The 22,292-nt window shown below is 70.0% G+C and carries 21 protein-coding genes; 10 read left to right on the top strand and 11 right to left on the bottom strand.

Annotation, left to right across the window (positions count from 1 at the left end):
* Positions 1–552 precede the first annotated feature (552 nt).
* Both ychF and AB0H87_RS03285 read left to right on the top strand, forming a co-directional pair.
* On the top strand, positions 553–1,638 hold the full coding sequence (gene ychF / locus AB0H87_RS03290; RefSeq protein WP_360138779.1) for a redox-regulated ATPase YchF: 1,086 nt from the start codon (positions 553–555) through the stop codon (positions 1,636–1,638).
* Between the two features lie 315 nt (positions 1,639–1,953).
* Positions 1,954–2,214, top strand: a complete 261-nt coding sequence (locus tag AB0H87_RS03285) for a YciI family protein (protein WP_360138776.1) — start codon at positions 1,954–1,956, stop codon at positions 2,212–2,214.
* Here AB0H87_RS03285 and AB0H87_RS03280 read toward each other — a convergent pair.
* Positions 2,207–2,575 (bottom strand): PH domain-containing protein, encoded by a 369-nt coding sequence (locus tag AB0H87_RS03280; RefSeq protein ID WP_360138773.1) that lies wholly within the window; start codon positions 2,573–2,575, stop codon positions 2,207–2,209. The genes AB0H87_RS03285 and AB0H87_RS03280 overlap by 8 nt on opposite strands.
* 45 nt (positions 2,576–2,620) lie before the next feature.
* Here AB0H87_RS03280 and AB0H87_RS03275 point away from each other — a divergent pair, with 45 nt between their 5' ends.
* Positions 2,621–3,382 (top strand): SDR family oxidoreductase, encoded by a 762-nt coding sequence (locus AB0H87_RS03275; protein WP_360138770.1) that lies wholly within the window; start codon positions 2,621–2,623, stop codon positions 3,380–3,382.
* Here the strand turns inward: AB0H87_RS03275 and AB0H87_RS03270 are convergent.
* Positions 3,354–3,551 (bottom strand): hypothetical protein, encoded by a 198-nt coding sequence (locus AB0H87_RS03270; RefSeq protein ID WP_360138767.1) that lies wholly within the window; start codon positions 3,549–3,551, stop codon positions 3,354–3,356. The two genes, AB0H87_RS03275 and AB0H87_RS03270, sit on opposite strands and share 29 nt — an antisense overlap.
* Positions 3,552–3,558: 7 nt before the next feature.
* The gene (locus tag AB0H87_RS03265; protein WP_360138764.1) at positions 3,559–3,870 is read right to left on the bottom strand and encodes a 4a-hydroxytetrahydrobiopterin dehydratase; all 312 of its coding nucleotides are present in this window, start codon (positions 3,868–3,870) and stop codon (positions 3,559–3,561) included.
* Positions 3,871–4,050: 180 nt separating this feature from the next.
* On the opposite strand from AB0H87_RS03265, the gene AB0H87_RS03260 reads away from it, so the two are divergent.
* Positions 4,051–4,488 carry a (deoxy)nucleoside triphosphate pyrophosphohydrolase gene (locus AB0H87_RS03260; RefSeq protein ID WP_360138762.1) on the top strand — a complete coding sequence of 146 codons (438 nt, stop codon included), beginning with the start codon at positions 4,051–4,053 and terminating at the stop codon, positions 4,486–4,488.
* A gap of 54 nt (positions 4,489–4,542) precedes the next feature.
* On the opposite strand, the gene AB0H87_RS03255 is transcribed toward AB0H87_RS03260, so the two are convergent.
* The 6 genes from AB0H87_RS03255 to AB0H87_RS03230 form a co-directional block, all read right to left on the bottom strand.
* Positions 4,543–5,592: a succinate dehydrogenase/fumarate reductase iron-sulfur subunit gene (locus tag AB0H87_RS03255; protein ID WP_360138759.1), complete on the bottom strand. Its 1,050-nt coding sequence runs from the start codon at positions 5,590–5,592 to the stop codon at positions 4,543–4,545.
* On the bottom strand, positions 5,592–7,505 hold the full coding sequence (locus tag AB0H87_RS03250; RefSeq protein ID WP_360138756.1) for a fumarate reductase/succinate dehydrogenase flavoprotein subunit: 1,914 nt from the start codon (positions 7,503–7,505) through the stop codon (positions 5,592–5,594). The genes AB0H87_RS03255 and AB0H87_RS03250 overlap by 1 nt, the downstream gene beginning before the upstream one ends.
* Before the next feature lie 10 nt (positions 7,506–7,515).
* Positions 7,516–8,319 carry a hypothetical protein gene (locus tag AB0H87_RS03245; RefSeq protein WP_360138785.1) on the bottom strand — a complete coding sequence of 268 codons (804 nt, stop codon included), beginning with the start codon at positions 8,317–8,319 and terminating at the stop codon, positions 7,516–7,518.
* 120 nt (positions 8,320–8,439) lie between these two features.
* A complete protein-coding gene (locus AB0H87_RS03240; protein WP_360138753.1) occupies positions 8,440–8,997 on the bottom strand; it encodes a hypothetical protein in 558 nt (185 codons plus the stop codon).
* Positions 8,998–9,007: 10 nt separating this feature from the next.
* Complete coding sequence (locus tag AB0H87_RS03235) at positions 9,008–10,390, bottom strand: metallopeptidase TldD-related protein (RefSeq protein ID WP_360138750.1); 1,383 nt, start codon at positions 10,388–10,390, stop codon at positions 9,008–9,010.
* Positions 10,390–11,817 carry a TldD/PmbA family protein gene (locus tag AB0H87_RS03230; protein ID WP_360138747.1) on the bottom strand — a complete coding sequence of 476 codons (1,428 nt, stop codon included), beginning with the start codon at positions 11,815–11,817 and terminating at the stop codon, positions 10,390–10,392. Before AB0H87_RS03230 ends, AB0H87_RS03235 begins: the two co-directional genes overlap by 1 nt.
* A gap of 243 nt (positions 11,818–12,060) precedes the next feature.
* On the opposite strand from AB0H87_RS03230, the gene AB0H87_RS03225 reads away from it, so the two are divergent.
* From AB0H87_RS03225 to AB0H87_RS03215, 3 genes are all read left to right on the top strand, one after another.
* Positions 12,061–13,074 (top strand): ABC transporter permease, encoded by a 1,014-nt coding sequence (locus tag AB0H87_RS03225; RefSeq protein WP_360138744.1) that lies wholly within the window; start codon positions 12,061–12,063, stop codon positions 13,072–13,074.
* A 12-nt stretch (positions 13,075–13,086) separates the two neighbouring features.
* The gene (locus AB0H87_RS03220; RefSeq protein ID WP_360138741.1) at positions 13,087–14,082 is read left to right on the top strand and encodes an ABC transporter permease; all 996 of its coding nucleotides are present in this window, start codon (positions 13,087–13,089) and stop codon (positions 14,080–14,082) included.
* 125 nt (positions 14,083–14,207) lie between these two features.
* Complete coding sequence (locus AB0H87_RS03215) at positions 14,208–15,971, top strand: ABC transporter substrate-binding protein (protein ID WP_360138738.1); 1,764 nt, start codon at positions 14,208–14,210, stop codon at positions 15,969–15,971.
* Between the two features lie 25 nt (positions 15,972–15,996).
* On the opposite strand, the gene AB0H87_RS03210 is transcribed toward AB0H87_RS03215, so the two are convergent.
* Together AB0H87_RS03210 and AB0H87_RS03205 are read right to left on the bottom strand one after the other, a co-directional pair.
* Positions 15,997–16,809 carry a DNA-formamidopyrimidine glycosylase family protein gene (locus tag AB0H87_RS03210; protein WP_360138735.1) on the bottom strand — a complete coding sequence of 271 codons (813 nt, stop codon included), beginning with the start codon at positions 16,807–16,809 and terminating at the stop codon, positions 15,997–15,999.
* A 3-nt stretch (positions 16,810–16,812) separates the two neighbouring features.
* Complete coding sequence (locus tag AB0H87_RS03205; RefSeq protein WP_360138732.1) at positions 16,813–18,807, bottom strand: prolyl oligopeptidase family serine peptidase; 1,995 nt, start codon at positions 18,805–18,807, stop codon at positions 16,813–16,815.
* Positions 18,808–18,884: 77 nt separating this feature from the next.
* Here AB0H87_RS03205 and mshB point away from each other — a divergent pair, with 77 nt between their 5' ends.
* The 3 genes from mshB (at position 18,885) to AB0H87_RS03190 (ending at position 22,284) form a co-directional block, all read left to right on the top strand.
* Entirely contained in the window at positions 18,885–19,778 is an 894-nt protein-coding gene (gene mshB, locus AB0H87_RS03200; protein WP_360138729.1) for an N-acetyl-1-D-myo-inositol-2-amino-2-deoxy-alpha-D-glucopyranoside deacetylase, read from the top strand.
* Between the two features lie 5 nt (positions 19,779–19,783).
* Positions 19,784–20,266 (top strand): hypothetical protein, encoded by a 483-nt coding sequence (locus AB0H87_RS03195; protein ID WP_360138726.1) that lies wholly within the window; start codon positions 19,784–19,786, stop codon positions 20,264–20,266.
* Between the two features lie 113 nt (positions 20,267–20,379).
* Entirely contained in the window at positions 20,380–22,284 is a 1,905-nt protein-coding gene (locus tag AB0H87_RS03190; RefSeq protein WP_360138723.1) for a VanW family protein, read from the top strand.
* Positions 22,285–22,292: the final 8 nt, after the last annotated feature.

The raw sequence follows: 22,292 nt of genomic DNA, 5'->3' as shown, positions 1-22,292 counted from the left end.
GCTCGCTCTCGGCGCGGCAGGCGTCGGAGTGGCGGTCGCGAAGTCCGGGTCCGTCACGGTGACAAAGCCGGGCACAGTGATCGACGGGCAGGGACCCGCCCCTTCGGCATCGCTGCCTATGGGACGGTCGACGGGCGGGCGGCTCATGATCGATGTTGCGAGGGGCGAGCAGCAGGGGGCGGTTCCGGGCCGCTGGTTCACGACCGATCGTGCGGCGTCCCGGGGGGTCAGGGTCGCTCGTCCTGTCCGGTTAGGCGCCACCGTCATCGCCCGGAGATCCTGGTTGTCGGGCTACGCCCGACACCGGGACTTGGCCCCGGCGCTGTTGTGGTAACCCGCCGCGGTCGGCCCGTCGCTGTCGAGTGGCGGATCCGCCGGGGCACGACCGTCGCTCCAGCCCGACACCGGGACCTGGCTCTGGCGCTGTTGTGGTCACCCGCTGGGCCGGCCCCTCGCTGTTCAGTGGCGGCTCCGCCGGTTATCGCTCCCGCCCGACACCGCTCCGCTGCCCACCGGAGGCGTGGGTGAGCCTTCCACGTAAGCTGGGCTGTTGTGAGTCTGACCATCGGGATCGTCGGCCTGCCCAACGTCGGCAAGAGCACGCTGTTCAATGCGTTGACCAAAAACGACGTGCTGGCGGCGAACTACCCATTCGCGACCATCGAGCCGAATGTCGGCGTCGTCGGGCTGCCGGATGCGCGGTTGGGGAAGCTGGCCGCCCTGTACGACTCGCAGAAGATCGTTCCGGCTCCTGTTTCGTTCGTCGACATCGCTGGGCTCGTGCGCGGGGCCTCCAAGGGGCAGGGGCGCGGCAACGCGTTCCTCGCCAACATCCGCGACGCCTCCGCGATCTGTCAGGTCGTGCGGGCCTTCTCGGATCCCAACGTGGTCCACGTCGACGGCAAGGTGTCGCCCGCCGACGACATCGAGACGATCAATACCGAGCTGATTCTCGCGGACCTGCAGACGATCGAGAAGGCGCTGCCGCGGCTCGAGAAGGAAGCCAAGCTCCGCAAGGACCGCGCCGGGATCGCGGCCGCGGCCAAGGCGGCGGGTGAGCTGCTCGACCAGGGTACGACGCTCTACGCCGGCGCCGCCGCGGCCGGGATCGACGTCGCCGAGCTGCGCGAGCTGCACCTGCTGACGACCAAGCCGTTCCTCTACGTCTTCAACGTCGACGAGGAGGAGCTCAACAACGCCGCGTTCCTCGACGAGCTGCGCGCCCTGGTCGCACCGGCCGAGGCCGTGTTCATGGACGCCAAGGTCGAGTCCGAGCTGATCGACCTGCCCGAGGACGAGGCGCGCGAGCTGCTCGAGTCGATCGGCCAGCCGGAGCCGGGCCTCGACCAGCTGATCCGGGTGGGGTTCCGGACGCTGGGCCTGCAGACCTACCTGACCGCGGGGCCGAAGGAAGCGCGGGGCTGGACCATCCCGATCGGCGCCACCGCCCCGGAGGCCGCGGGCGTCATCCACTCGGACTTCCAGCGGGGCTTCATCAAGGCCGAGATCGTCTCCTACGACGACCTGATGGCCGCGGGCAACATGGCGGCCGCCAAGGCCGCGGGCAAGGTCCGCATCGAAGGCAAGGACTACATCATGCAGGACGGCGATGTGGTCGAGTTCCGCTTCAACGTCTGATCGGGATCGTTACGGTCGCGACCGCCAATGGCTCGAGTACGCGGTGCACGAGCTTCCGGCCGGTGTGCGCTAGGGCGCCGATGGCGCGACGCCCGAGCAGTGCGCCGAGCTGCTGGACGGCCTGGACGAGCTCGCCCGGCTCTGCGCGCGCCTCGGCTGACGATCACACGGGCTGCCGGTGGCACTTCGACCACTACCGGCACTTCCTCGGCCGGCGACGACACTTCGTGGACTACGCGACCTACGTCCGTGACCGGCACGGGCCGATCGAGGTCTCGCCGGTTCCGGACTGGCCCCGGGCCTAGGATGTCGTTCATGTTCTTGCTCGAACTGGCATTCGACGGCAACCCCGCGCGGCTCGACCACCGGCCCGCGCACCGCGAGCTGGTGGCCGGGCTCAAGCAGCAGGGCAAGGTCGCGATGGCCGGCCCGTACGCCGACGAGTCCGGGGCTCTGCTCGTCTTCGACGTCGACACCGAGGAGGAGTTCGAGGAGCTGGTCGCCGCGGACCCCTACTACCGCGCGCCCGGCGTCACCATCGCCGCCAAGCGGAAGTGGAACCTCGTCGTCAGCTGATGTAGTGCAGCACCACGTTGTGCACGTGGTGGGCCTTGTCAGATCCCCGGAACTCTACCTCGTAGGTGTGCGCGCCCACGTGGATCGCGATCGAGCCCGTCGAGAAGAACGAGCCGCCCCAGGACTTGTTGCTGACGACGCTCACGCTGGTGATCTTCGCGTACGGGATGCTGGTGATCGCCACCTTCTTGCCCACGAACGACTTGTCCTGCACGATCACCCGGCGGTTCGTCACGCCGATGAAGCCGGTGCCGGTGCCGATCGCGTCGTAGACCGCGATCACCTCCTCGCCCGGTAACAGTCCACTTTCGATCTGGCGAAGCTGCTCTTTGCGGTCGTACTTGGCGTTCGTGGCGGTCATGAATCTCACGTTAAGGACCGCGGTCAAGGCTGGCATGCTGTCGCCATGGCTCTCGACGGTGTGGTGGCGTTGGTTACGGGCGGCTCGCGGGGCATCGGGCGGGCCACCGCCCAGCAGCTCGCGGCCGCGGCCGCGACGGTGGTGGTCCACTACGTCAGCAACAAGGCCGCGGCGCAGGAGACGTTGGACAGCCTCCCGCCGGACCATGACCACGAGATCCGGCAGGCCGATCTCCAGGACCCCGTCCAGGTCAAGGACCTCGTCGAGAGCGTCGTCGGCCGGCACGGGTCCGTGGGGGTGCTGGTCAACAACGCCGGGATGTACGAGCCGCAGCCGGTGCTCGAGACCTCCTACGACGACTGGCAGGCGATCTGGCGCCGCACGCTCGACACGAACCTGGTCGGCCCCGCGAACCTCATCCACGCCGTCGTGCCGCACATGGTGGCCGCCGGCGGTGGGCGCATCATCAACATCACCTCGCGCGGCGCGTTCCGCGGTGAGCCGAACCACGTGGCGTACGGCGCGAGCAAGGCGGGCCTGAACAGCCTCAGCCAGTCACTGGCCAAGGCCCTCGGCCCGCACAACATCTTCGTCACCGCGATCGCGCCCGGGTACGTCGAGACCGACATGGCCGCGCCCTACCTCAACGGGCCGCGCGGGCACGAGATCCGCGGCGAGACCGCGATCGGGCGCGTCGCCGACCCCGACGAGGTGGCGCGGCTGGTGACGTTCCTGGCCACCCCGGGCACGGAGTCGATGACCGGCGGGGTCATCGACATCAACGGCGCTTCCTACCTGCGTACGTGACGGCGGCGGCGGCCACCAGTGCCGCGGCGCAGCCGCAGAGGAGCGCGGTGCCCAGGGCGGAGTCGCCGGCTTCGTAACCGTCCGTGAGGAGGAAGGGCCAGAGGGCGCCGGCCAGGCAACCCAGGAGAGTGGCGGCGAGCACCCACAGCAGCGAGCTGCGGTAGGTCACCGAAAGATCACTCGTCGTTGAGGACGAGGCGGTAGGCGTCTTCGATGCGCGCCGCCAGCGTGACCTCGCGCTCCGTGATCGACACGCCGTCGGCCGCGGCGAGCTTGACCTGTGTGTAACCATCGAGACGGCGGATTTCGGCCCGCAGGTGGAGGGCGTCGGCGCAGACCTTGACGCGTTCGGTCAGGTCGCTGTGCTGCGAGTTGTCCAGCTGGAACACCCGTTTGAGCTGCTTGTCTTCACGTGTCCAGCCGGCCAGCAGGGCGAGCGCGTCGGATAGGTAGTCGCCACGGCTCCGCCCGTTCCACAGGGCTCGCATCCACACCTCCCAGGCGTCGTTGCCGGCTTGTGGCCAAATCGTCGCCGTCTCGTCATGGTTCGGTGCTCACAGTCTTTCGCTGACCGGCCCCCGTGTCCACGCCCACATTTCCCCCTTGTGGTGACCTAGGGGACGGCTCCGGCACCCGAAACGACAATTCGTCTGGCACGCTGGTTGCTCGTGCAAGCCGAAAGTCCAAGCGCGCCCGACGGGCGGGGGAGTGCAGCCATCCGCGTTATCGTCGGTGCCGCCATCGTTGCTGAGCGTAAAGTTTTGGCCTGTGCCCGGGCGCATCCTCCCGAATTGGCCGGCCTGTGGGAGTTTCCCGGCGGCAAGGTCGAGCCGGGTGAGTCCGAGACCGGGGCACTCGTGCGGGAATGCCAGGAAGAACTGGGTGTGCGGATCGCGGTTGGCGACCGCATCGGCGACGATATCCCGTTAGGGCACCGCCGTACCGTATTGAAGATTTTCGCCGCACGACTGCTTGACGGGCAGCCCCGACCGCTGGAACATGCCGCCCTGCGCTGGCTGCACCGCGACGAGTTGGACGAGGTTCCCTGGCTGCCGGCCGACGCCCCGATCGTGGCCGCCCTCCGCGCGGGCCCGTGGCTCACCTAGCGTGAAACGCGAAGGCCCCCGGCGAAAGCCGGGGGCCTGAGCGAACGAACCAGATCAGTCCTGGTCGGGGTGCGCGTAGTTGAGGTCGCGCGCGCGCATCGGGAACTCCACGTCGTCGCCGAACGGAGAGGCCGCGCCCGAGCGGTCGAACGCCGCCTCGCTCACGCCCAGCCTGCCGTTGGCACCCACTGCCGGAAGCTGCGCGGGCGCGAGCTGCCGGTGCCAGTTGACGCCTCGTTCCACTTCCTGCTCCTCGGTGCGCTCGTGTGCGTCCGGCAAGTCCTCGCCCCTCATCGCGGGTCCAGCGCTCACCGAGTGACGTGCGCCGGCATCGGTCAGCTCGTCGTCGCCAGGGTGCCGACGGAAGATCTTGCTGCCCAGCCACACCAGCGGATCGTACTTACGGTCCACCACGCGCTCCTTCATCGGAATGATCGCGTTGTCGGTGATCTTGATGTGCTCAGGGCACACCTCGGTGCAGCACTTGGTGATGTTGCAGTATCCGAGACCCTGATGCTGCTGAGCGTACGTCTTCCGGTCGTCCTGCGCGTCCAATGGATGCATATCCAGCTCCGCGGCGCGGATGAAGAACCGCGGGCCCGCGAACGCCTTCTTGTTCTCGTCGTGGTCGCGCACCACGTGGCAGGTGTTCTGGCACAGGAAGCACTCGATGCACTTCCGGAACTCCTGTGAGCGCTCGACGTCGACCTGCTGCATCCGGTACTGGCCGGGGGCAACACCCTCGGGAGGCGAGAAGGCCGGCGTTTCCCGCGCCTTCTCGTAGTTGAAGGACACGTCCGTGACCAGGTCGCGGATGACGGGGAACGTCCGCAGCGGCGTGACCGTGATGGTCTCGTCGTCCGAGAACGTCGACATCCGGGTCATGCAGCCGAGCCGCGGCATGCCGTTGATCTCCATCGAGCACGAGCCGCACTTGCCGGCCTTGCAGTTCCACCGGCAGGCGAGGTCGGGCGCCTCGGTGGCCTGCAGCCGGTGGATGATGTCGAGGACGACCTCACCCTCGTTGACCTCGACCTGGTAGTCCTGCAGGTCGCCGCCGGTGTCGTCACCCCGCCAGACCTTGAATTGGCGCTTGGTTCCCATTACTTGCTCGCCCCTTCGGTAGCAGACGTGTCGAAGTCCGCCAGCTCCTCGTCGGTCAGGTACTTCGACAGCTCGGTGCGCTCGAACAGCTGGATCAGCTCCGGCCGGATCTTCGGCAGCGGCTTGTGCTCGAGCCGCACCTTGTCGCCGTCGAGCGAGCAGACGAGGTTGACCGTCCGCCACTTCGCGGACATCGCGGGGAAGTCCTCGCGGGTGTGGCCGCCCCGCGACTCCTCCCGCTCCAGCGCCGCCTTGGCGGTGCACTCGGAGACCACCAGCATGTTGCGCAGGTCCAGCGCCAGGTGCCAGCCCGGGTTGTAGCGGCGGCCGCCGCTCGCGCTGACCTTGGCGACCCGCTCGCGCAGCTCGGCGAGCCGGGTCAGCGCGTCCTCCAGCTCACCCTTGCGGCGGATGATGCCGACCAGGTCGCCCATCACGGCCTGCAGGTCCTGCTGCAGCTTGTACGGGTTCTCGCCCGTGTCCCGGGACAGCGGGGCGAGGGCGGTGTCGACGGCCGCCTCCACCGCACCCGCGGGCACGGCCGGGCGCTTGCCGATGGCGTCGACGTAGCGGGCGGCGTACTCACCCGCGCGCTTGCCGAACACCAGCAGGTCGGAGAGCGAGTTGCCGCCGAGCCGGTTGGAGCCGTGCATGCCGCCGGACACCTCGCCGGCCGCGAACAGGCCCTGCACGTGCCCCATCGCCGCACCCGAGTCAGGGTCGACCTCGACGCCGCCCATCACGTAGTGGCAGGTCGGCCCGATCTCCATCGGCTCCTTGGTGATGTCGACGTCGGCCAGCTCCTTGAACTGGTGGTACATCGACGGCAGGCGCTTCTGGATGTAGTCGGCCGACCGCCGGGACGCGATGTCGAGGTAGATGCCGCCGGCGGGGGTGCCGCGACCCTCCTTGACCTCGTTGTTGATCGCGCGGGCGACCTCGTCGCGGGGCAGCAGCTCCGGCGGGCGCCGGTTGTTGTCCGGGTCGGTGTACCAGCGGTCCGCCTCCTCCTCGGTCTCCGCGTACTGCTTGCGGAAGACGTCGGGGACGTAGTCGAACATGAACCGCTTGCCCTCGGAGTTCTTGAGGACGCCACCGTCACCGCGGACGGACTCGGTGACCAGGATGCCCTTGACCGAGGGTGGCCAGACCATGCCGGTCGGGTGGAACTGCAGGAACTCCATGTTGATCAGCGTGGCGCCGGCGCGCAGCGCGAGCGCGTGGCCGTCACCGGTGTATTCCCAGGAGTTCGAGGTCACCTTGTACGAGCGGCCGACGCCGCCCGTCGCCAGCACCACCGCGGGCGCCTGCAGCAGCAGGAAGTCGCCGGACTCGCGGTAGTAGCCGAACGCGCCGGCCACGCGGTCGCCGTCGAGCACCAGCTCGGTGATCGTGGTCTCGGCGAACACCCGGATGCGGGCGTCGTAGTCGCCGAACTCGCGCTTGTCCTCCTGCTGCAGCGACACGATCTTCTGCTGCAGCGTGCGGATCAGCTCGAGGCCGGTGCGGTCGCCGACGTGCGCGAGCCGCGGGTACTCGTGGCCGCCGAAGTTCCGCTGGGAGATCTTGCCGTCCGGCGTGCGGTCGAACAGCGCGCCGTAGGTCTCCAGCTCCCAGATCCGCTCCGGCGCCTCCTTGGCATGCAGCTCGGCCATCCGGAAGTTGTTGAGGAACTTGCCGCCGCGCATGGTGTCGCGGAAGTGCACCTGCCAGTTGTCGCGCGAGTTCACGTTGCCCATCGCCGCGGCGGCGCCGCCCTCGGCCATGACCGTGTGCGCCTTGCCGAACAGCGACTTGGAGATGATGGCGACCCGCTTGCCGGCGAGCCGCGCCTCGATCGCCGCGCGCAGGCCGGCGCCGCCGGCGCCGATCACGACGACGTCGTAGTGGTGTCGTTCGATTCGCTCAGTCATGTCAGTCGCCTCAGTTGATGAACCGCACGTCGCCGAACCAGCCCGCCGAGACCGCCATGATGTAGAAGTCGGTGAGGGCGAGAGTCCCCAGGGTGATCCACGCCAGCATCATGTGCCGGGTGTTCAACTTGGACACGAACGTCCAGAAGCGGTAACGCACCGGATGCTTGGAGAAGTGCTTGAGCCGGCCACCGGCGATGTGCCGGCAGGAGTGGCAGGAAAGCGTATAGGCCCAGAGCATGACCACATTCCCGATGAGAATGAGGTTGCCGAGCCCGAAGCCGAATCCCTCGGGGCTGTGGAACGCTTTGATGGCGTCCCAGGTGTTGATGACCGAGATGATGCCGGCGGCGTAGAACGCGTACCGGTGGGCGTTCTGGAAAATCAGGGGGAAGCGCGTCTCGCCGGAGTAGGTCTTGTGCCCGTCGGGCACCGCGCAGGCCGGCGGCGAAAGCCAGAACGAGCGGTAGTACGCCTTGCGGTAGTAGTAGCACGTCAGCCGGAAGAGCAGCAGGAACGGCAGCGTGAGGGCCGCCTCGGGGATGATCCACCAGCTCGGCAGGAAGGTGCCGAACTCCGCCGCCGAGCCACACCGATCGGTCAGACACGGTGAATAGAACGGGGTCAGGTAGTGGAAATCCTCGACGAAGAACCACTTGTGCATGTAAACCCGGACGGTCGCGTAGATGACCCAGGCCGACAGCCCGATCACCGTGATGAGCGGCGCTAGCCACCATCGATCCGTACGCAACGTCCGAGCCGAAATCGAGGCGCGCGCCTGCGCCCCGACCGGCCTCGTCGCCGTTGTCGTCATGAAGTCTCCCGCAAGGTTCTCATTGCCGCTGACCGGCGCGTGACGGTGCACACGTTACGCCGAGGAAAACGAGCGGCTCGCGGAGGTGCCAGCGGATGTGATCAATCCGCTGGACGGTGCTCAGAGATCCGGTGCGGAGAGGCGACGGACGGATGCGGCGCAGTCGTGGTGGCGGCTCGCCAACCGCTGCGAACCCGGCCCGACGAAGAACGCCGGCGCACCGCCGCGCACCTGCCGGTCGAGCGCGTCCGCGTAGCTGGTGCGCGCGTCGACGAGCGCGGTCCACCGGCGCACGAGGCGGTCGTCGTCATCGTCGCGCCGCAGTTCGTCGAGGAACGGGCGCACCGCCGCGTTCTCGTTGCGGATCGCGAGCGCGCGCTCGCGCGGGCCGGCCGTGGAGCCCGGCGGTGCCACGCGGTTGAGCCGCACCTCCAGCGCCTCGCAGGCCTCGCCCACGCGCCCCTCGCCGTCGACCGCGTCGGCGAACCGCGCCACGCCGACCACGCCCGCGCCGCAGGCGGCGACCACGACGAGGACGACGGCCGCGACGATCCCACCGATGATCAGCTGGCGGCGCCGCCGATTGTCCACATTGTCCGAAACGGGAGCGGGTGATTCGGGCAGATTGTCCGGCTCGTCGATGGTCGACGACGACGGCGGGGGTGGCGGGGTCGTCATACAGCAGAATCTATCCCGAAGCGCCGCCCGTGAAGTTCCACGAAGCCAGCCGCAGCGACGGGCCGGTGAAGCCGAAGACGTCCCAACTGTCGGCCGGCGTGATCGCGTTGCCGCCGACGCCGAGCACCGCACCCGGACCCAGTGCCTGCGGGTAGGACTGTGTGAACCGGAAGTTGCGCACCGGCCGGGTGATCTCCCCGCCCTCCACCAGCCACACACCGTTGCGGGTGAGCCCGGTGACCACCAGGGTCTTCGGGTCGAGCACGCGGGTGTACCAGAAGTCGGTGACCAGCAGGCCGCGCTCCATCGTGGACAGCAGCGCCGCGGTGTGCCCGTCGGCCACCGGGCCGGCGACCGCCGCGGCCGGCGCGCCGTCGTCCGGCAGCAGCCGCAGGTTGGCGGCCAGCGGGCCGAACGCGCTGCCGCCCGGCCACGCGTGCCCGGTGGACGTCGCGCCGGCCTCGGCCGCCGCCCGCCGGTCGTACGCCACCGCCGTGGTGATGCCCTCGCCGACGAACGTGATCGGGCGCTTCGGCGTGCCCTCGCCGTCGAACGGGACGCCCGCGCCGGCCGTGGCGGTCACGTCGTCGACGATCGTCACCGCCGGGTCGAACTGGGCCGCGCCGATCTCCGCGAACGACTGGCGCTCGTTGTGCAGCTTGCCGTTGAACCCGTAGAACGCGAAGTTCGCCAGCAGGTCGGCCACCGCGGTGGGTTCGAGCACCACCTCGTAGCGGCCCGGCGGCAGCTCGACGGGGTCGGCGCCGGCGCGCGCCTTGAGCGCGGCCCGGCCGCCGAGCAGCGCGCCGTCGATGTCGGCCAGCCGGCGCGAGCCGAGCCGGGCGACGCCGTCGGCGCCCGGCACGCGGGCGATGCCGTCCATCGCGGCTTCGGCCGCCCGACCGGACACGGACTGCCCGGCGCTGTTGGCGAACGCGCCGGACCAGTGCACGGTGCGGCAGTAGCCGGCGGTCTCCAGCCCCTCGGCCGCGTCGACGAACGCGCGCACCCGGGCGGCCCGCTCCTCGGGGCCGGCCTGCGCGGTGGCCTCGTCCCAGGCGCCGTCGGCGACCAGGGGCGCGGGCGGCGCGAGGCCCGGCCAGCCCGGGTCGACCGGGGTCAGCGCGGCCGCGGCGATCGTGCGCTCGACCAGCGCGCTCAGGCCGGCCTCGTCGACCACGGTGGTCGAGCCGCCGACCGTGCGGCCGTCGAGGTTGATGCGCAGCCGGACCGCGGTGGTCGCGTCCGCGACGTTCTGGTGGATGCCGGAGTTGGCGAACCGGGTCAGCGCCAGGGCGGTGTGTCCCACCAGCGCCTCGGCCTGCGCGCCGCTGCCCGCCAGGCGGTGGACCAGGTCGACCACCCGGCCCGCGAGATCGAGCTCCGCCGACATCAGCCCGTCACCCCCACGCGTACGCCGGTGAACCGTGCCGGAGCCGCGGGATGGCCGGTGTGCCCGGTCTGGCCCGGCTGGCCCTTGCCGCAGTTCGGGATGCCCCACGCGGTGACCTCCGACGAGAGCATGTCCATGGACTGCCAGAAGGTCGGGCCGATCCCGGTGTAGGTCGGGTTGCGCAACATCCGGCCGATCTTGCCGTTCTTGATCTCCCAGCCGATCTCGCAGCCGAACTGGAAGTTGAGCCGCCGGTCGTCGATCGACCAGGACCGGTTGGTGTCCATGAAGATCCCGTCATCGGTGCTGGCGATGATCTCTTCGAGCGTGTGCGGGCCGGGCTCCAGCCCGACGTTCGTCATCCGCACCATCGGCAGCCGGGCCCAGCCGTCGGAGCGCACGCTGCCGGCGTAGTCGAGACCGGCGACCGACGCCGAGTCACGCCCGGCCAGCACACCGACCCAGAGGCCCTCGTGCACCGCGTAGCGGGCACCGGCCGGCGTGCCTTCGTCGTCGTAGCCGAAGCTGCCCAGCGCGCCCGGGATGGTCGGGTCGATCGCGATGTTCATCAGGTGCGAGCCGTAGCGCATCGTGCCGAGCTGGCGCAGGTCGAGCCAGGACGTGCCGGCGTAGGCGGCCTCCCAGCCGAGGATCCGGTCGAGCTCGATCGCGTGCCCCACGGACTCGTGGATCTGCAACGCCATCTGCTCGCTGCCGAGGATCAGCGTGGTCTCGCCGGCCGGGCACGGCGCCGCGGTGAGCAGCTCGCGCGACTCGACCGCCACGCGCGCGGCGTTGCCGGGCAGGTCGAGCCCGGTGACCAGCTCCCAGCCGCGGGTGCCGTACTGGTTGCCGTAGGACCGTCGTTGCGACTCGCCCTCGCCGATCGAGGTTGCCGCGATGCCGCCACCGCACTCCCGGAACCGCTGGTCGATCCGGTGCCCCTCGCTGGAGACGAACCACTTCGCGGTGTCCCAGATCTGGTAGTGGCTCTCGGCCAGGTCGGCGCCGTGCTCGCGCATCGTGGTGGTCAGCCCGACCATCAGGTCGGCCTTCTCGGTCAGCGGCACGCTCAGCGGGTCGACCTCGCACGGCGACGACCACGAGCCGGACGCCGGCGGCAGCGGCACCAGGCCGGTGGCCGGCCCGGGGACGCCGGCGCTCGCGGCGGCGATCTTCGCGGCGCGGGTGCCGGCCGCGCGGGCGGCACCGTCGGACATGTCGGGCAGGGCGTAGAAGCCCCACCCTGAGCCGACCAGCGCGCGCACGCCGACACCGGCGTCCTCGTCCTGGTTGAGCTCCTCGATCTCGCCGTTGCGGGCCGACATGGACTCGGACCGGCGGTGCATCACCCGCGCGTCCGCATATCGCGCCCCGGCGTCCAGTGCTGCCTGGACCGCGGCGGCGGCCGCGTCGAAATGGGTCACGCGCCGACCCTATCCAGGAGATCGCCAACCGGCACGCCGGCTTCCGGTGATAGGTCACGATTCCGTCGCGGGCGCGAACCCTTGGCGGGGCATATGGCGTCCTCGATGCAGAGTCGTTACCACCGACCTGGCTGACAGTTCGCAGGCCGTAGCTTACTTTCAGCGCCAACGGTCGGATGCAACTTCCTTTCGCGTTCGAAGCGTTCACTGCACAGTGCACGACCCGGAAGGAGGGTGACCGCCATGACCGATGGCGCCACCGGTCCGGTCGGTCTCGCGGTCGCGTCACCCGACGACCCCGTCGGGGAGCAACCGAGCGCCGGCAAGGTCATCGTCGGCCGTTCTCCCGGTCAGCTCGCCTGGCTCCGACTCAAGCGCGATCGCACCGCGTGGGCCAGCGGCATCGCCCTCGCCGTGTTCGCGCTGGCCGCCCTGACCGCCCCGCTGATCGAACGGCTCTACGGCAAGGGACCGCTCGACCGGTTCACCGACAAGCTCGACCGCAACGGCAACCCGCTCGGCTATCTCGGCGGCATCAGCGCCGAGCACTGGCTCGGCGTGCAGCCCCGGCTCGGCCGGGACATCTTCATCCAGATCGTCTACGGCATGCGCACGTCGCTGATCGTCGCGCTCACCGCGGCGCTGCTGACCATCGTGCTCGGCGTGGTCATCGGCATCGTGGCCGGCTACCTCGGCGGCAAGGTCGACGCGGTGCTGAGCTGGCTGACCGACCTGACGCTGGCGTTCCCGTTCTACATCTTCTGCTTCGCGTTCGTGCCGATCGCGGTGGCGCAGCGCTACGGGCCGACCGACCAGGAGGCGTCCTGGTTCCGGCCACTGCTGCTGATCATCGTGTTCGTCCTCTTCAACTGGACCTACAGCGCCCGGCTGGTCCGCGGGCAGGTGCTCACGCTGCGGGAGCGGGAGTTCGTCGAGGCGGCCCGCGCGTCCGGCGCCCGCGTCGGGCACGTGCTGTTCAAGCAGCTTCTGCCCAACCTGTGGGCACCGATCTTGGTGACCTTCTCGCTCAACGTGCCGGCGCTGATCACCGCCGAGGCGGCCCTGTCGTTCCTCGGCATCGGCATCCTCGAGCCCACACCCGACCTCGGGCGGCTGATCAGCGACAGCGTCAACTACATCCGCGACGACCCCGCGTTCACGCTGACCGGCGGCATCACGCTGTTCGCGCTGGTGCTCGCGTTCAACCTGTTCGGCGACTCACTGCGGGACGCCCTCGACCCGAAGTCCGACCGGTAGGAGACGGCGACGATGATCCGGTTCTTCGTCAAGAAGGCTCTCCTCGCGGTCGCGACGCTGTTCACGGTCAGCGTGCTCACCTTCGGGCTGTTCTTCGCGGTGCCCAACAGCCCGGCCGAGCTGATGTGCGGCAACCGCAAGACCTGCACGGCCGAGCAGCAGGAGAGCATTGCCCGGCGGATGGGCCTCGACAAGCCCGTCGTCCAGCAATATGCGGACTTCATGGCCGGGATCGTCAAGGGGCGCACGTTCGGCGAGGGCGAGGCGGCCCGCGACTGTCCGGCGCCGTGTCTCGGCTACTCGTTCCGCAACGACGAGCCGGTCACCGACATCATCGGCCGCACGCTGCCGGTGACGCTGTCCATCGTGTTCGGTGCCGCGGTGGTCTGGCTGCTGATCGGCGTCTCGGTCGGCATGATCTCGGCACTGCGCAAGGGCACGATCTTCGACAAGGGCGCGGTCGGTTTCTCGCTGACCGGCGCCTCGATGCCGATCCTGCTGTTCGGGCCGCTCCTTTTGATCATCTTCGTGTACGAGACGGGCCTGCTCGGCTATCCGACCTATGTGCCGATCACCGAGAACCCGCTCAGGTGGGCGGCGGCGATGCTGTTGCCGTGGCTGGCTCTCGGCTTCATCAACTCCGCCAGCTACGCGCGCCTGGCCCGCGCGCAGATGCTGGAGACATTGTCCGAGGACTTCGTGCGCACCGCACGGGCCAAGGGCATGACCAAGATGCGGGTGTACGGGCGACACGCGCTGCGCGCCGCGATCACGCCGATCGTGACGATCGCGGGTCTCGACCTGGGCACCTACCTCGGCGGCACGGTGGTGACGGAGACGATCTTCGGCTTCACCGGGCTTGGCAAGGCATCGCTCAACGCGGCGATCAACCTCGATATGCCGCTGGTTATGGCGACGGTGTTGCTCGCCGCGTTGTTCATCGTCGCGGCCAACCTCGTCGTCGACGTCCTCTACTCGTTCATCGACCCCAGAGTTCGTCTGGCGTAGACCCACGGGCGCGTGCCGGTGTGGGCCGTGCCGACACGCGCCCGTGACCCGAAAGAAATGTTCGAACATCAGGCTCATGGCGGAGGTTTTCTGCAAGCCTCCGACGGATAGGGAGGGAGTGACCGATGCGTCCACCACGGACGTTGCGGCGGGTGACCGCCGCGACCGGCGCCGCGCTGCTGCTGGCGGCGACGCTGGCCGCCTGTTCGAAGAACACGGGCGATTCCGGCGAGCAAGGCAACGAGGTCGTCGAGAGGACCGGCGCGATCTCGACCGATCCGAAGGAGTCGCAGGGCCCCGCACCCGAGGTCGAGGGTGCGGTCAAGGGCGGCACGCTGAAGATCATTCAGCAGGCCGACTTCGAGCACCTGGACCCGCAGCGCACCTACACCGTCAACTCGATGGCGCTGCAGCACCTGATCGTCCGCAACCTGACCCAGTTCCGCGAGGACGGCAAGGGCAAGCTGACGCTGGTCGGCGACCTCGCCGAGGATCCGGGCAAGGACGTCAACGGGGACTGCAAGACCTGGGAGTACACGCTCAAGAAGGGCGTCAAGTACGAGGACGGCAGCGAGGTCAAGGCCGCCGACGTGGCCTACGGCATCGCCCGGTCGTTCGAGGAGACCATCGACGGCGGCCCGACCTACGTCCAGGAGTGGCTGGCCGACAACCCGACCTACAACGCGGAATACAAGGGCCCCTACACCTCCGGCAACACCACCGTGCCGGGCCTGACCGTCAACGGTGACTACGGGCTCAAGTTCGACTTCAAGAACCCGCACTGCGACCTGCCGTTCGCGCTGAGCATGGGCACCTCGGTGCCACTGCCGCAGGCCAAGGACACGAAGCTCGAGTACGACCGGCGGATCTTCTCGTCCGGCCCGTACAAGATCAAGGAGTACGTGAAGGACAGCAAGGTCGTCCTGGAGCGGAACCCGAACTGGGACCCGAACACGGACCCGATCCGGCACAACTACCTCGACAGCGTCGAGGTGGAGATCGGCCCGGACGACGCGGCGCAGACCGAGCGGGCCATCGCGGGCGGCGCGGACGCCAACGCGATCGCCTACGACAACGTGCCGCAGTCACTGGTCAGCAAGGTGCAGGGCGACCCGTCGCTCAAGGAGCGGACGATCGACACCCCGAGCCTGTTCGTCTGGTACCTCGCGATGAACAACCAGAAGCTCACGGACATGAACGTCCGCAAGGCCATCGGCTGCGCGCTCGACAAGCAGGGCATCCTGCTGACGCAGGGCGGTGACGCGGCCGGCCGGCTGACCAACAACCTGCAGGCCGACACCACGATCGGCTACCAGGAGATCGCCGACCCGACCGGCTGCGGCCCGACCGGCAACCCGGAGAAGGCCAAGGAACTGCTGGGCGGCAAGAAGATCAAGCTCGCCTTCATGTCCCGCGACACGGCGTTCGGCCAGCAGACCGCGCCGGTCGTCAAGGACAGCCTCGAGAAGGCCGGCTTCGAGGTCGTCGTCTCCTACGTCGCGACGCCGAACCACAACCCGACGGCGCGCACGAAGGACAACCCGTACGACATCTACATCAGCAACTGGGGTGCGGACTGGCCGAGCGGCGCGTCGACGATCCCGGTGCTCTACGACGGCCGGAAGATCGGCCCGAAGGGCAACTCGAACGTCTCCTACTTCAACGGCGACGACGTCAACCAGGCCATCGACAAGGCCTCGGCGCTGCCGGCCGGCGAGGCGGGCGACGACTGGTCCGCGATCGAGAAGACCATCGTCGAGAAGTACTACCCGGTCGTCCCGATCTACCAGTCCAAGACCTTCCTGGTCATGGGTGACAAGGTCGGCGGGGTCTTCCACTCCGACTCGATCGGCACGACGGTCTACTACAACGCCTACATCAAGCAGTAGGTAGGCGCGGCGTGAGGAGGGGCTCCTAGCGGGGCCCCTCCTTCTGCTCCAGCGGGCACCACCAGGTGCTCCGGCCGCCGTAGATGCCGTGCGCCGCCGGCGTGCCGTCCCGCGGACAGCGGCCGTCCGGTCCGCGCAGCTTCAGGCTCCCGAGGGTGTGTACGCCGCCGTCGCGCACAGACGTCCGGATCGCGTATCGGGTGGCCCGCAGCAGCGCGGTCACCTCGTCCGGGGTCAGCTCGTCGACCGGCCGGCCCGGGTGCACCTTGGCCCGCCAGAGGATGTCGTCGGCCAGCAGGTTGCCGATCCCGGCGACCGCGTGCTGGTCGAGCAGGCGCGCCTTGATCGGCGCCGTGCCCCGGCCGAGCATGGCCCGGAACTGCTCCGGGGTGATCACCGTGGCGTCCGGGCCGAGCAGCTCGATCGGCGGGTCCAGCCGGATCCGCCCGAGCCGGCGCGGGTCGATGAGCATCAGCCGGCCGCCGTCGGCGAAGGTCAGCGCGAACCGGGAGTATCGGTAGTCGCCCTTGGGGCGGCCGCGCTCCCAGTAGTCGCCGCCGTCCACTTCGGAGCCGTCCGGGTCCGCGACCACGATCTTGCCGGACATGCCGAGATGGATGCCGAGGATCGGCCCGCCCTCCGAGGTCTCGCACCACATGCTCTTGCCGCGCCGGTGCGCGACGGTCAGCTCCCGGTCGACCAGCGCGTCCCGGATCTGGCCGGGCGGGTGCGGCCGGCACACCCAGGTGTCGTGGTCGTCGACGGCCACGATCCGCCGGCCTACAGCGGTCCGCGCGATCACCGCACGCGCGTTCTCGACCTCGGGAAGCTCCGGCACGCCCTAAACGCTACGGCGCAGGAAGTCGAGCTCGGCTGGCAGGCGGCGGGCCGGGTCCGTCTCGCGGAGCAGCTCGTGCGGGCGGTTGGTCCGGGTCAGGGCCGTGGACAGCCGGGCCACCTCGGCGGACTCCTCCGGGTCGGCCGGATCCGCCACGATCAGCATCGGGCGAACGGTCGACCGCGCCGGCAGCGGCTCGGCGGCCACCTCCAGCAGCGAGTGGTGCGCGTAGATCTCCGGGCCGTCGATCGGCTGGCCCAGGTAGCGCTCCGCGTACGCGGTGCCGCACTGGGCCCAGTCGACGATCGGGCCCTGCGCGACCGCCGACCGGAACACCTCGGGCCGGCGCAGCACCGCGAGCGCGGCGAGCCAGCCGCCGAACCGCCGGCCGCGCACCGCGACCCGGGCGAGGTCCAGGTCGGGGTGCTTGCCGCTGAGGGCGCCGAGCGCGTCGGCCTGGTCGGTGAGCATCACGTCGGCGAGCCGGCGGTGCACCACCTTCTCGAACGACGGCGCGACACCGGGCGTACCCCGGTTGTCCACGGTGACCACCGCGAAACCGTTGTCGGCCCACCACTGCCGCTCGATCCAGGCGGACCGCTCGGCGCGCACCTCCTGGTGGCCGGGGCCGCCGTCGATGTCGAGCAGCACCGGCAGCCGGCGCCCGGCGACGTGGCCGGCCGGGTAGAGCACCGCGGCCGGCAGCCGCCGGTCGGTGACCCGTTCCAGCGTGGGCCGCGGCGTCAGCGGCGGCTCGGCCGATCGGAGCTCGAGCTTCGCCACCTGGGTGTCGCCCTGCCAGATCGTCCAGCGGGTGCCGGTGTGTTCGAGCGAGCGGGCGCCGATGACCAGCACGTCACCGCCGACGGCGCCGGTGTGCCAGCCGGGCGCGGTGGTCAGCCGGCGGGACTCGACGCCACCGCCGCCGATCGCCGTGCGTACGCGGAAGAGGTGTTGCTCGCTGGGTTCGCCGTCGCTGGCCTCGACCAGCAGGTCGGGGGAGTTGCCCGGCCCCGGCATCCGGCCGACCACCCGGCGCAGGTAGAGCGACGGCGGCGTGAGCAACGTGCCGTCGGCGAACAGGCAGCGCGCGTCGTAGCCGTCGTGGGCCAGCTCGCCGCCCACCAGCACGCGGCCGTCGGGCAGGTGGCAGGGCGTGCCCGCGACCGGCTCGACCCAGCGCGGGTCGGCCAGCTCGGCGTGCACCTGGGTCTCGCCGGTGCGCGGGTCGACGGCGAGCACCAGGCCGTGCTGCTGCATCCGGCGCAGCACGGTGATCAGCGGGCCGCCCTCGACCCAGTCGACCGCGACCAGGTAGGGATAGGTCTCCCGGTCCCAGTGCACGTCGACCCAGCCGCCGTCGAGGTCGAGCAGGTGCAGGCTGACCTCTGCGTTGGTGGCCCCTGCGCGGGGACGGGCGAGCGTGACCGGTGGCTCGCCGACCTCCGTGCGGGTCACCCGCGCGTCGTCGACCCGGGTGGCGAGCAGGGTCTGCCCGTCCGGCGACCACCAGTAGCCCCGGTGCCGGTCGAAGTCGCGGACGGCGACCTCCTCGGCGCGGCCCCAGCTCACGTGGGTGCCCTCGCCGGCCAGCAGCACGTCGGCGCCGTCGGGCTCGATCACCCGCAGCTCGCCGGCCGGGCTCAGGTAGGCGATCCGGGTGCCGGTGGGGTCCGGCCGCGCGTCGGTGACCGGGCCGGTCGCCGGGACGTCGGCGACCGCACCGGTGCGCACGTCGACCCGGCGCATCCGGCCCGCGGTGACCAGCGCCGCGTACCGGGCCAGCGGGTCGGTCGCGTACGCGTCGATCGGGCCCTCGGCGATGAGGCGTTCGGTCGCCTCGCCGCCCAGATCCAGGCTCCATAGCGAGTCGGTGGCGTCCTCCGGGCCGGCGGAGCGCAGGAACAGCACCCGCGAGCCGTCGGCGGCCACGGTGACCTCGTGCGGCGCGCCGCGCGTGAACAGTTGCGTCCGTGCGGCCAGCTCGGGAAACTCCACATCCGGATCGTATGGGGTCTAAGAGGCTGGTGAGAGTCGTTCCGGGAGGCCGCCGGAGACACGCGTAGAGTGGCCCGGTGGCTCGACGACTACTGCTGGTGCACGCCCATCCGGACGACGAGTCGATCAGCACCGGCGCGACGATGGCGCACTACGCGGCGCAGGGTGCCCAGGTAACCCTGGTGACCTGCACGCTCGGCGAAGAGGGCGAGATCTACGTCCCCGAGCTGGCGCTGCTCTCCGCCGGGGAGGCCGACCAGCTGGGCGGTTACCGGATCGCGGAGCTGCGCGCCGCCTGCACCGCCCTGGGCGTGCGGGACGTGCGCTTCCTCGGTGGCGCGGGCCGCTACCGCGACTCCGGGATGATGGGCACGCCCGCCAACGACCACCCCCGGGCGTTCTGGCGCGCCGACCTGGACGTCGCCGCCATGCACCTGGTCGAGGTCATGCGCGAGGTCCGGCCGCAGGTCATGATCACCGACGACGACCGCGGCTTCTACGGGCACCCCGACCACATCCAGTCCCACCGGGTGGCGATGCGGGCGGCCGAGCTGGCCCGGGCCGAGGGCGTCGCGCCGCAGAAGATCTACTGGACCGCGCAGCCGAAGAGCGTGCTGGAGGCAGGCCTGCACGCGTTCGCCGGCACCGTCGGCAACCCGTTCGAGGGCGTCGAGAGCGTCGACGACTTCCCGTTCGGCACCCCCGACGACAAGATCGCCGCCCGGATCGACGCGACCGACCTGCACGACGCGAAGGTCGCCGCGCTGCGGTCGCACGCCACCCAGATCCCCGACTCGTCCTGGCTGTACGCGCTGGCCGGCGACTTCGGCAGCGAGTTCATGGGTGTCGAGTACTTCACGCTCGCGGCCGGCGAGCGGGGCCCGGGCGGCGGGCCCAACGGCTGGGAGACCGACCTGTTCGCCGGCCTGGCGGCCGACGAGCCCGCGCCGGCGGAGGCCGGGTCCAGGTGAGCAGCGTGTCCAGCCCCACCGACCACGTGCCACCGCCGCCGGAGTCGCCCGAGCCGGCGCCCGCGCCCGCTCCCGGTCCCGAGCCGCGGCCCAGCCGCGACCGTGGCGTGGTGGCCGTGCTGCTGACCCTCGCCGGCGTGCTGCTCACGGTGCTGCTGTCAGCGCTGTCCGCCGTGCTCGAACTGCTGTTGATCAGCGTGCGGGTCGGCGGGCAGCTGATCGGCGTCTCGGCGCTGCTGGCGCTGGTCGGCAACCTGTTCGTGGGCTGGTTCGCATACCGGTCGACACGGCGCAAGTGGGCCGTCCTCCCGGCCGCCCTGATCTGGCTCGCGATCACCCTCCTGGCCGCCGGCAGGACTACAGAGGGTGACTATCTGATTGCGTCCAATAACTGGGTGGGTTGGGCGATGATCGGTCTCGGGTCACTGGCCTGGACCATCGTCGGCATCCGACTTGTCTCTTCTCCACCTGCGAAAACGCTGTATTAGACCCCTGCCTGGCCGGCGATTCCGATAGGTGAGCGCCGCCACGCAGGGTGTCAACTCCGAGATCTGTTCGTTACAGTCGGTGCGGTCCAAACAAATCCGATTTAAGGTATTTGATGCAGACCGCCCCCCGGAGCAAGAAGCGTCGTCGGTTCGCCGTCGGCGGCGCCCTCCTCGCCCTGCTGCTGATCGCCATCGGTGTCCTCGCCGGCTTCGCGTACAAGGGTGACGTCCCCCGCGGCACCTCCGTGCTCGGCATCGACATCGGCGGCCTGGACCGCTCGGCCGCCGCCAACCGCCTGCACGCCGGGCTCGACGGCAAGCCGGCGCTGGACAAGCCGATCACCGTGCACGTCACCGGCGACTCCGCGAAGTCCGCCGACGCGCAGGTCACCCCCGACCAGATCGGCCTGGCCGTGGACGTGGACGCCACCGTGGCCGACGCCGCGGACGGCGGACCGCACCTGTGGGGCGGCGACACCGTCAAGCCGCACGTCACCCTCGACGCCACCAAGCTCGACGCCGTCCTGCGCCCCACGGTGCAGCAGGCCACCGGCGACGCCGCCACCCCCGGCTCGATCACGTTCGACGGCGTCACCCCGAAGATCACCTACCCGACGCCGGGCAAGGGCGTCGACCTGCCGAAGGCCGCCGAGGCTGTGAAGTCCGGCTGGGTCGACACCATCTCCGCCGCCGGCGTCGCCGCCGGTGGCACCGTGCCGAGCCCGGGCCAGCCCGGCGCCGCGAGCGTCTCGGTGCCGCTGGTCGAGGTCGACAACGCCAAGGCCCGCGCCGCGGTCGACCAGCTGATGGACACGCTGGTCAAGCCGGCCGTCGCGGCTCCGGTGACGGTGCACTCGGCGAAGGGCGACGTCACCATCACCCCCGACATGATCGCCAAGAGCCTGAAGATCAACGGCGCCGCGGACGGCACGGTCACGCCGTCGGTCGACCCGGCCGCGCTGCGTACCGCCATGGGTCCCGCGATCTCGAAGATCGAGTCGTCGCCGCCGTCGGCGGTCAAGGGCTCGGGCGCGACGCAGCAGGTGCTGGTCAGCCAGGCCGGCGGCCAGTACGTGGACGGCAACAAGCTGGCCACCGACGTGCTCGGCGTGCTGCCCAAGGCCGGCCCTCGCACCGTCGACGCCGTGCTGAACCCGGCCCAGGCGATGACCGCCGACGCCAACCTGCAGAAGATGGGCGTCAAGGAGAAGGTCTCGACCTTCACCACCAAGTTCACCGGCGGGCTCGACGAGCCCCGGGTCAAGAACATCGTGACCGTGGCCGACAAGGTCGACGGCGCGGTCGTGAAGCCCGGCGAGACCTTCTCGCTCAACGGCTTCACCGGCTGGCGCGGCTACGAGCAGGGCTACGTCGACGCGCCGGTGATCGAGAACAACAAGCTCGTCCCGGCCGTGGGCGGTGGCATTTCGCAGTTCACCACCACGCTGTTCAACGCGAGCTACTACGCGGGCCTCAAGGACGTGGAGCACAAGCCGCACTCGTTCTACATCTCGCGCTACCCGTCGGTGATCGAGTCGACGATCTTCTGGCCCGACCTGGACCTGAAGTTCCAGAACACCACGCCGTACGGGATGCTCATCGACACGTCGTACACCAATGACTCGATCACGGTGTCGATGTGGAGCACCAAGGTCTACGACAGCGTCAAGACCGAATGGGCCCCGAAGCACGACGTCGTCAAGCCGGAGAGCAAGACCCTGCCGGCCGGCCCGGAGTGCATCGCGACCACCGGCACGGACGGCTTCACGCAGGACGCCTACCGCGTGATCACCAAGGACGGCAAAGAGGTGCAGCGCGAGAAGTTCAGCTGGCGTTACGATGCTGAACCGCGTTACACGTGCGAAAAGCCCCCTGCCGACAAGCCCGCGGGCGACGCGGCCGCGACCGACCAGGCCACGACCGACACGCCCGACAGCCAGCCGGAGCAGCAGCAGCCGACCGACGAGCCGGTCGCTCCGGTGGCGCCGTCGAACTCCTACGGCGGCTGGGGACGCTGAGCGCGCGT

It is taken from the genome of Asanoa sp. NPDC050611 (assembly GCF_040654855.1).
Classification (GTDB): domain Bacteria; phylum Actinomycetota; class Actinomycetes; order Mycobacteriales; family Micromonosporaceae; genus Asanoa.
Note: the sequence above shows the minus strand (reverse complement) of the source record. Positions and strands in the feature narration are given on the sequence as shown.

Excerpts from the sequence above, each read along its gene's own strand:
- AB0H87_RS03285 (WP_360138776.1), top strand. The coding sequence starts at position 1,954 with ATGTTCTTGCTCGAACTGGCATTCGACGGCAACCCCGCGCGGCTCGAC.
- AB0H87_RS03280 (WP_360138773.1), bottom strand. The coding sequence starts at position 2,575 with ATGACCGCCACGAACGCCAAGTACGACCGCAAAGAGCAGCTTCGCCAG.
- AB0H87_RS03255 (WP_360138759.1), bottom strand. The coding sequence starts at position 5,592 with ATGGGAACCAAGCGCCAATTCAAGGTCTGGCGGGGTGACGACACCGGC.
- AB0H87_RS03235 (WP_360138750.1), bottom strand. The coding sequence starts at position 10,390 with ATGTCGGCGGAGCTCGATCTCGCGGGCCGGGTGGTCGACCTGGTCCAC.
- AB0H87_RS03220 (WP_360138741.1), top strand. The coding sequence starts at position 13,087 with ATGATCCGGTTCTTCGTCAAGAAGGCTCTCCTCGCGGTCGCGACGCTG.
- AB0H87_RS03240 (WP_360138753.1), bottom strand. The coding sequence starts at position 8,997 with ATGACGACCCCGCCACCCCCGCCGTCGTCGTCGACCATCGACGAGCCG.
- AB0H87_RS03215 (WP_360138738.1), top strand. The coding sequence starts at position 14,208 with ATGCGTCCACCACGGACGTTGCGGCGGGTGACCGCCGCGACCGGCGCC.
- AB0H87_RS03275 (WP_360138770.1), top strand. The coding sequence starts at position 2,621 with ATGGCTCTCGACGGTGTGGTGGCGTTGGTTACGGGCGGCTCGCGGGGC.
- AB0H87_RS03265 (WP_360138764.1), bottom strand. The coding sequence starts at position 3,870 with ATGCGAGCCCTGTGGAACGGGCGGAGCCGTGGCGACTACCTATCCGAC.
- AB0H87_RS03190 (WP_360138723.1), top strand. The coding sequence starts at position 20,380 with ATGCAGACCGCCCCCCGGAGCAAGAAGCGTCGTCGGTTCGCCGTCGGC.
- AB0H87_RS03225 (WP_360138744.1), top strand. The coding sequence starts at position 12,061 with ATGACCGATGGCGCCACCGGTCCGGTCGGTCTCGCGGTCGCGTCACCC.
- AB0H87_RS03250 (WP_360138756.1), bottom strand. The coding sequence starts at position 7,505 with ATGACTGAGCGAATCGAACGACACCACTACGACGTCGTCGTGATCGGC.
- AB0H87_RS03245 (WP_360138785.1), bottom strand. The coding sequence starts at position 8,319 with ATGACGACAACGGCGACGAGGCCGGTCGGGGCGCAGGCGCGCGCCTCG.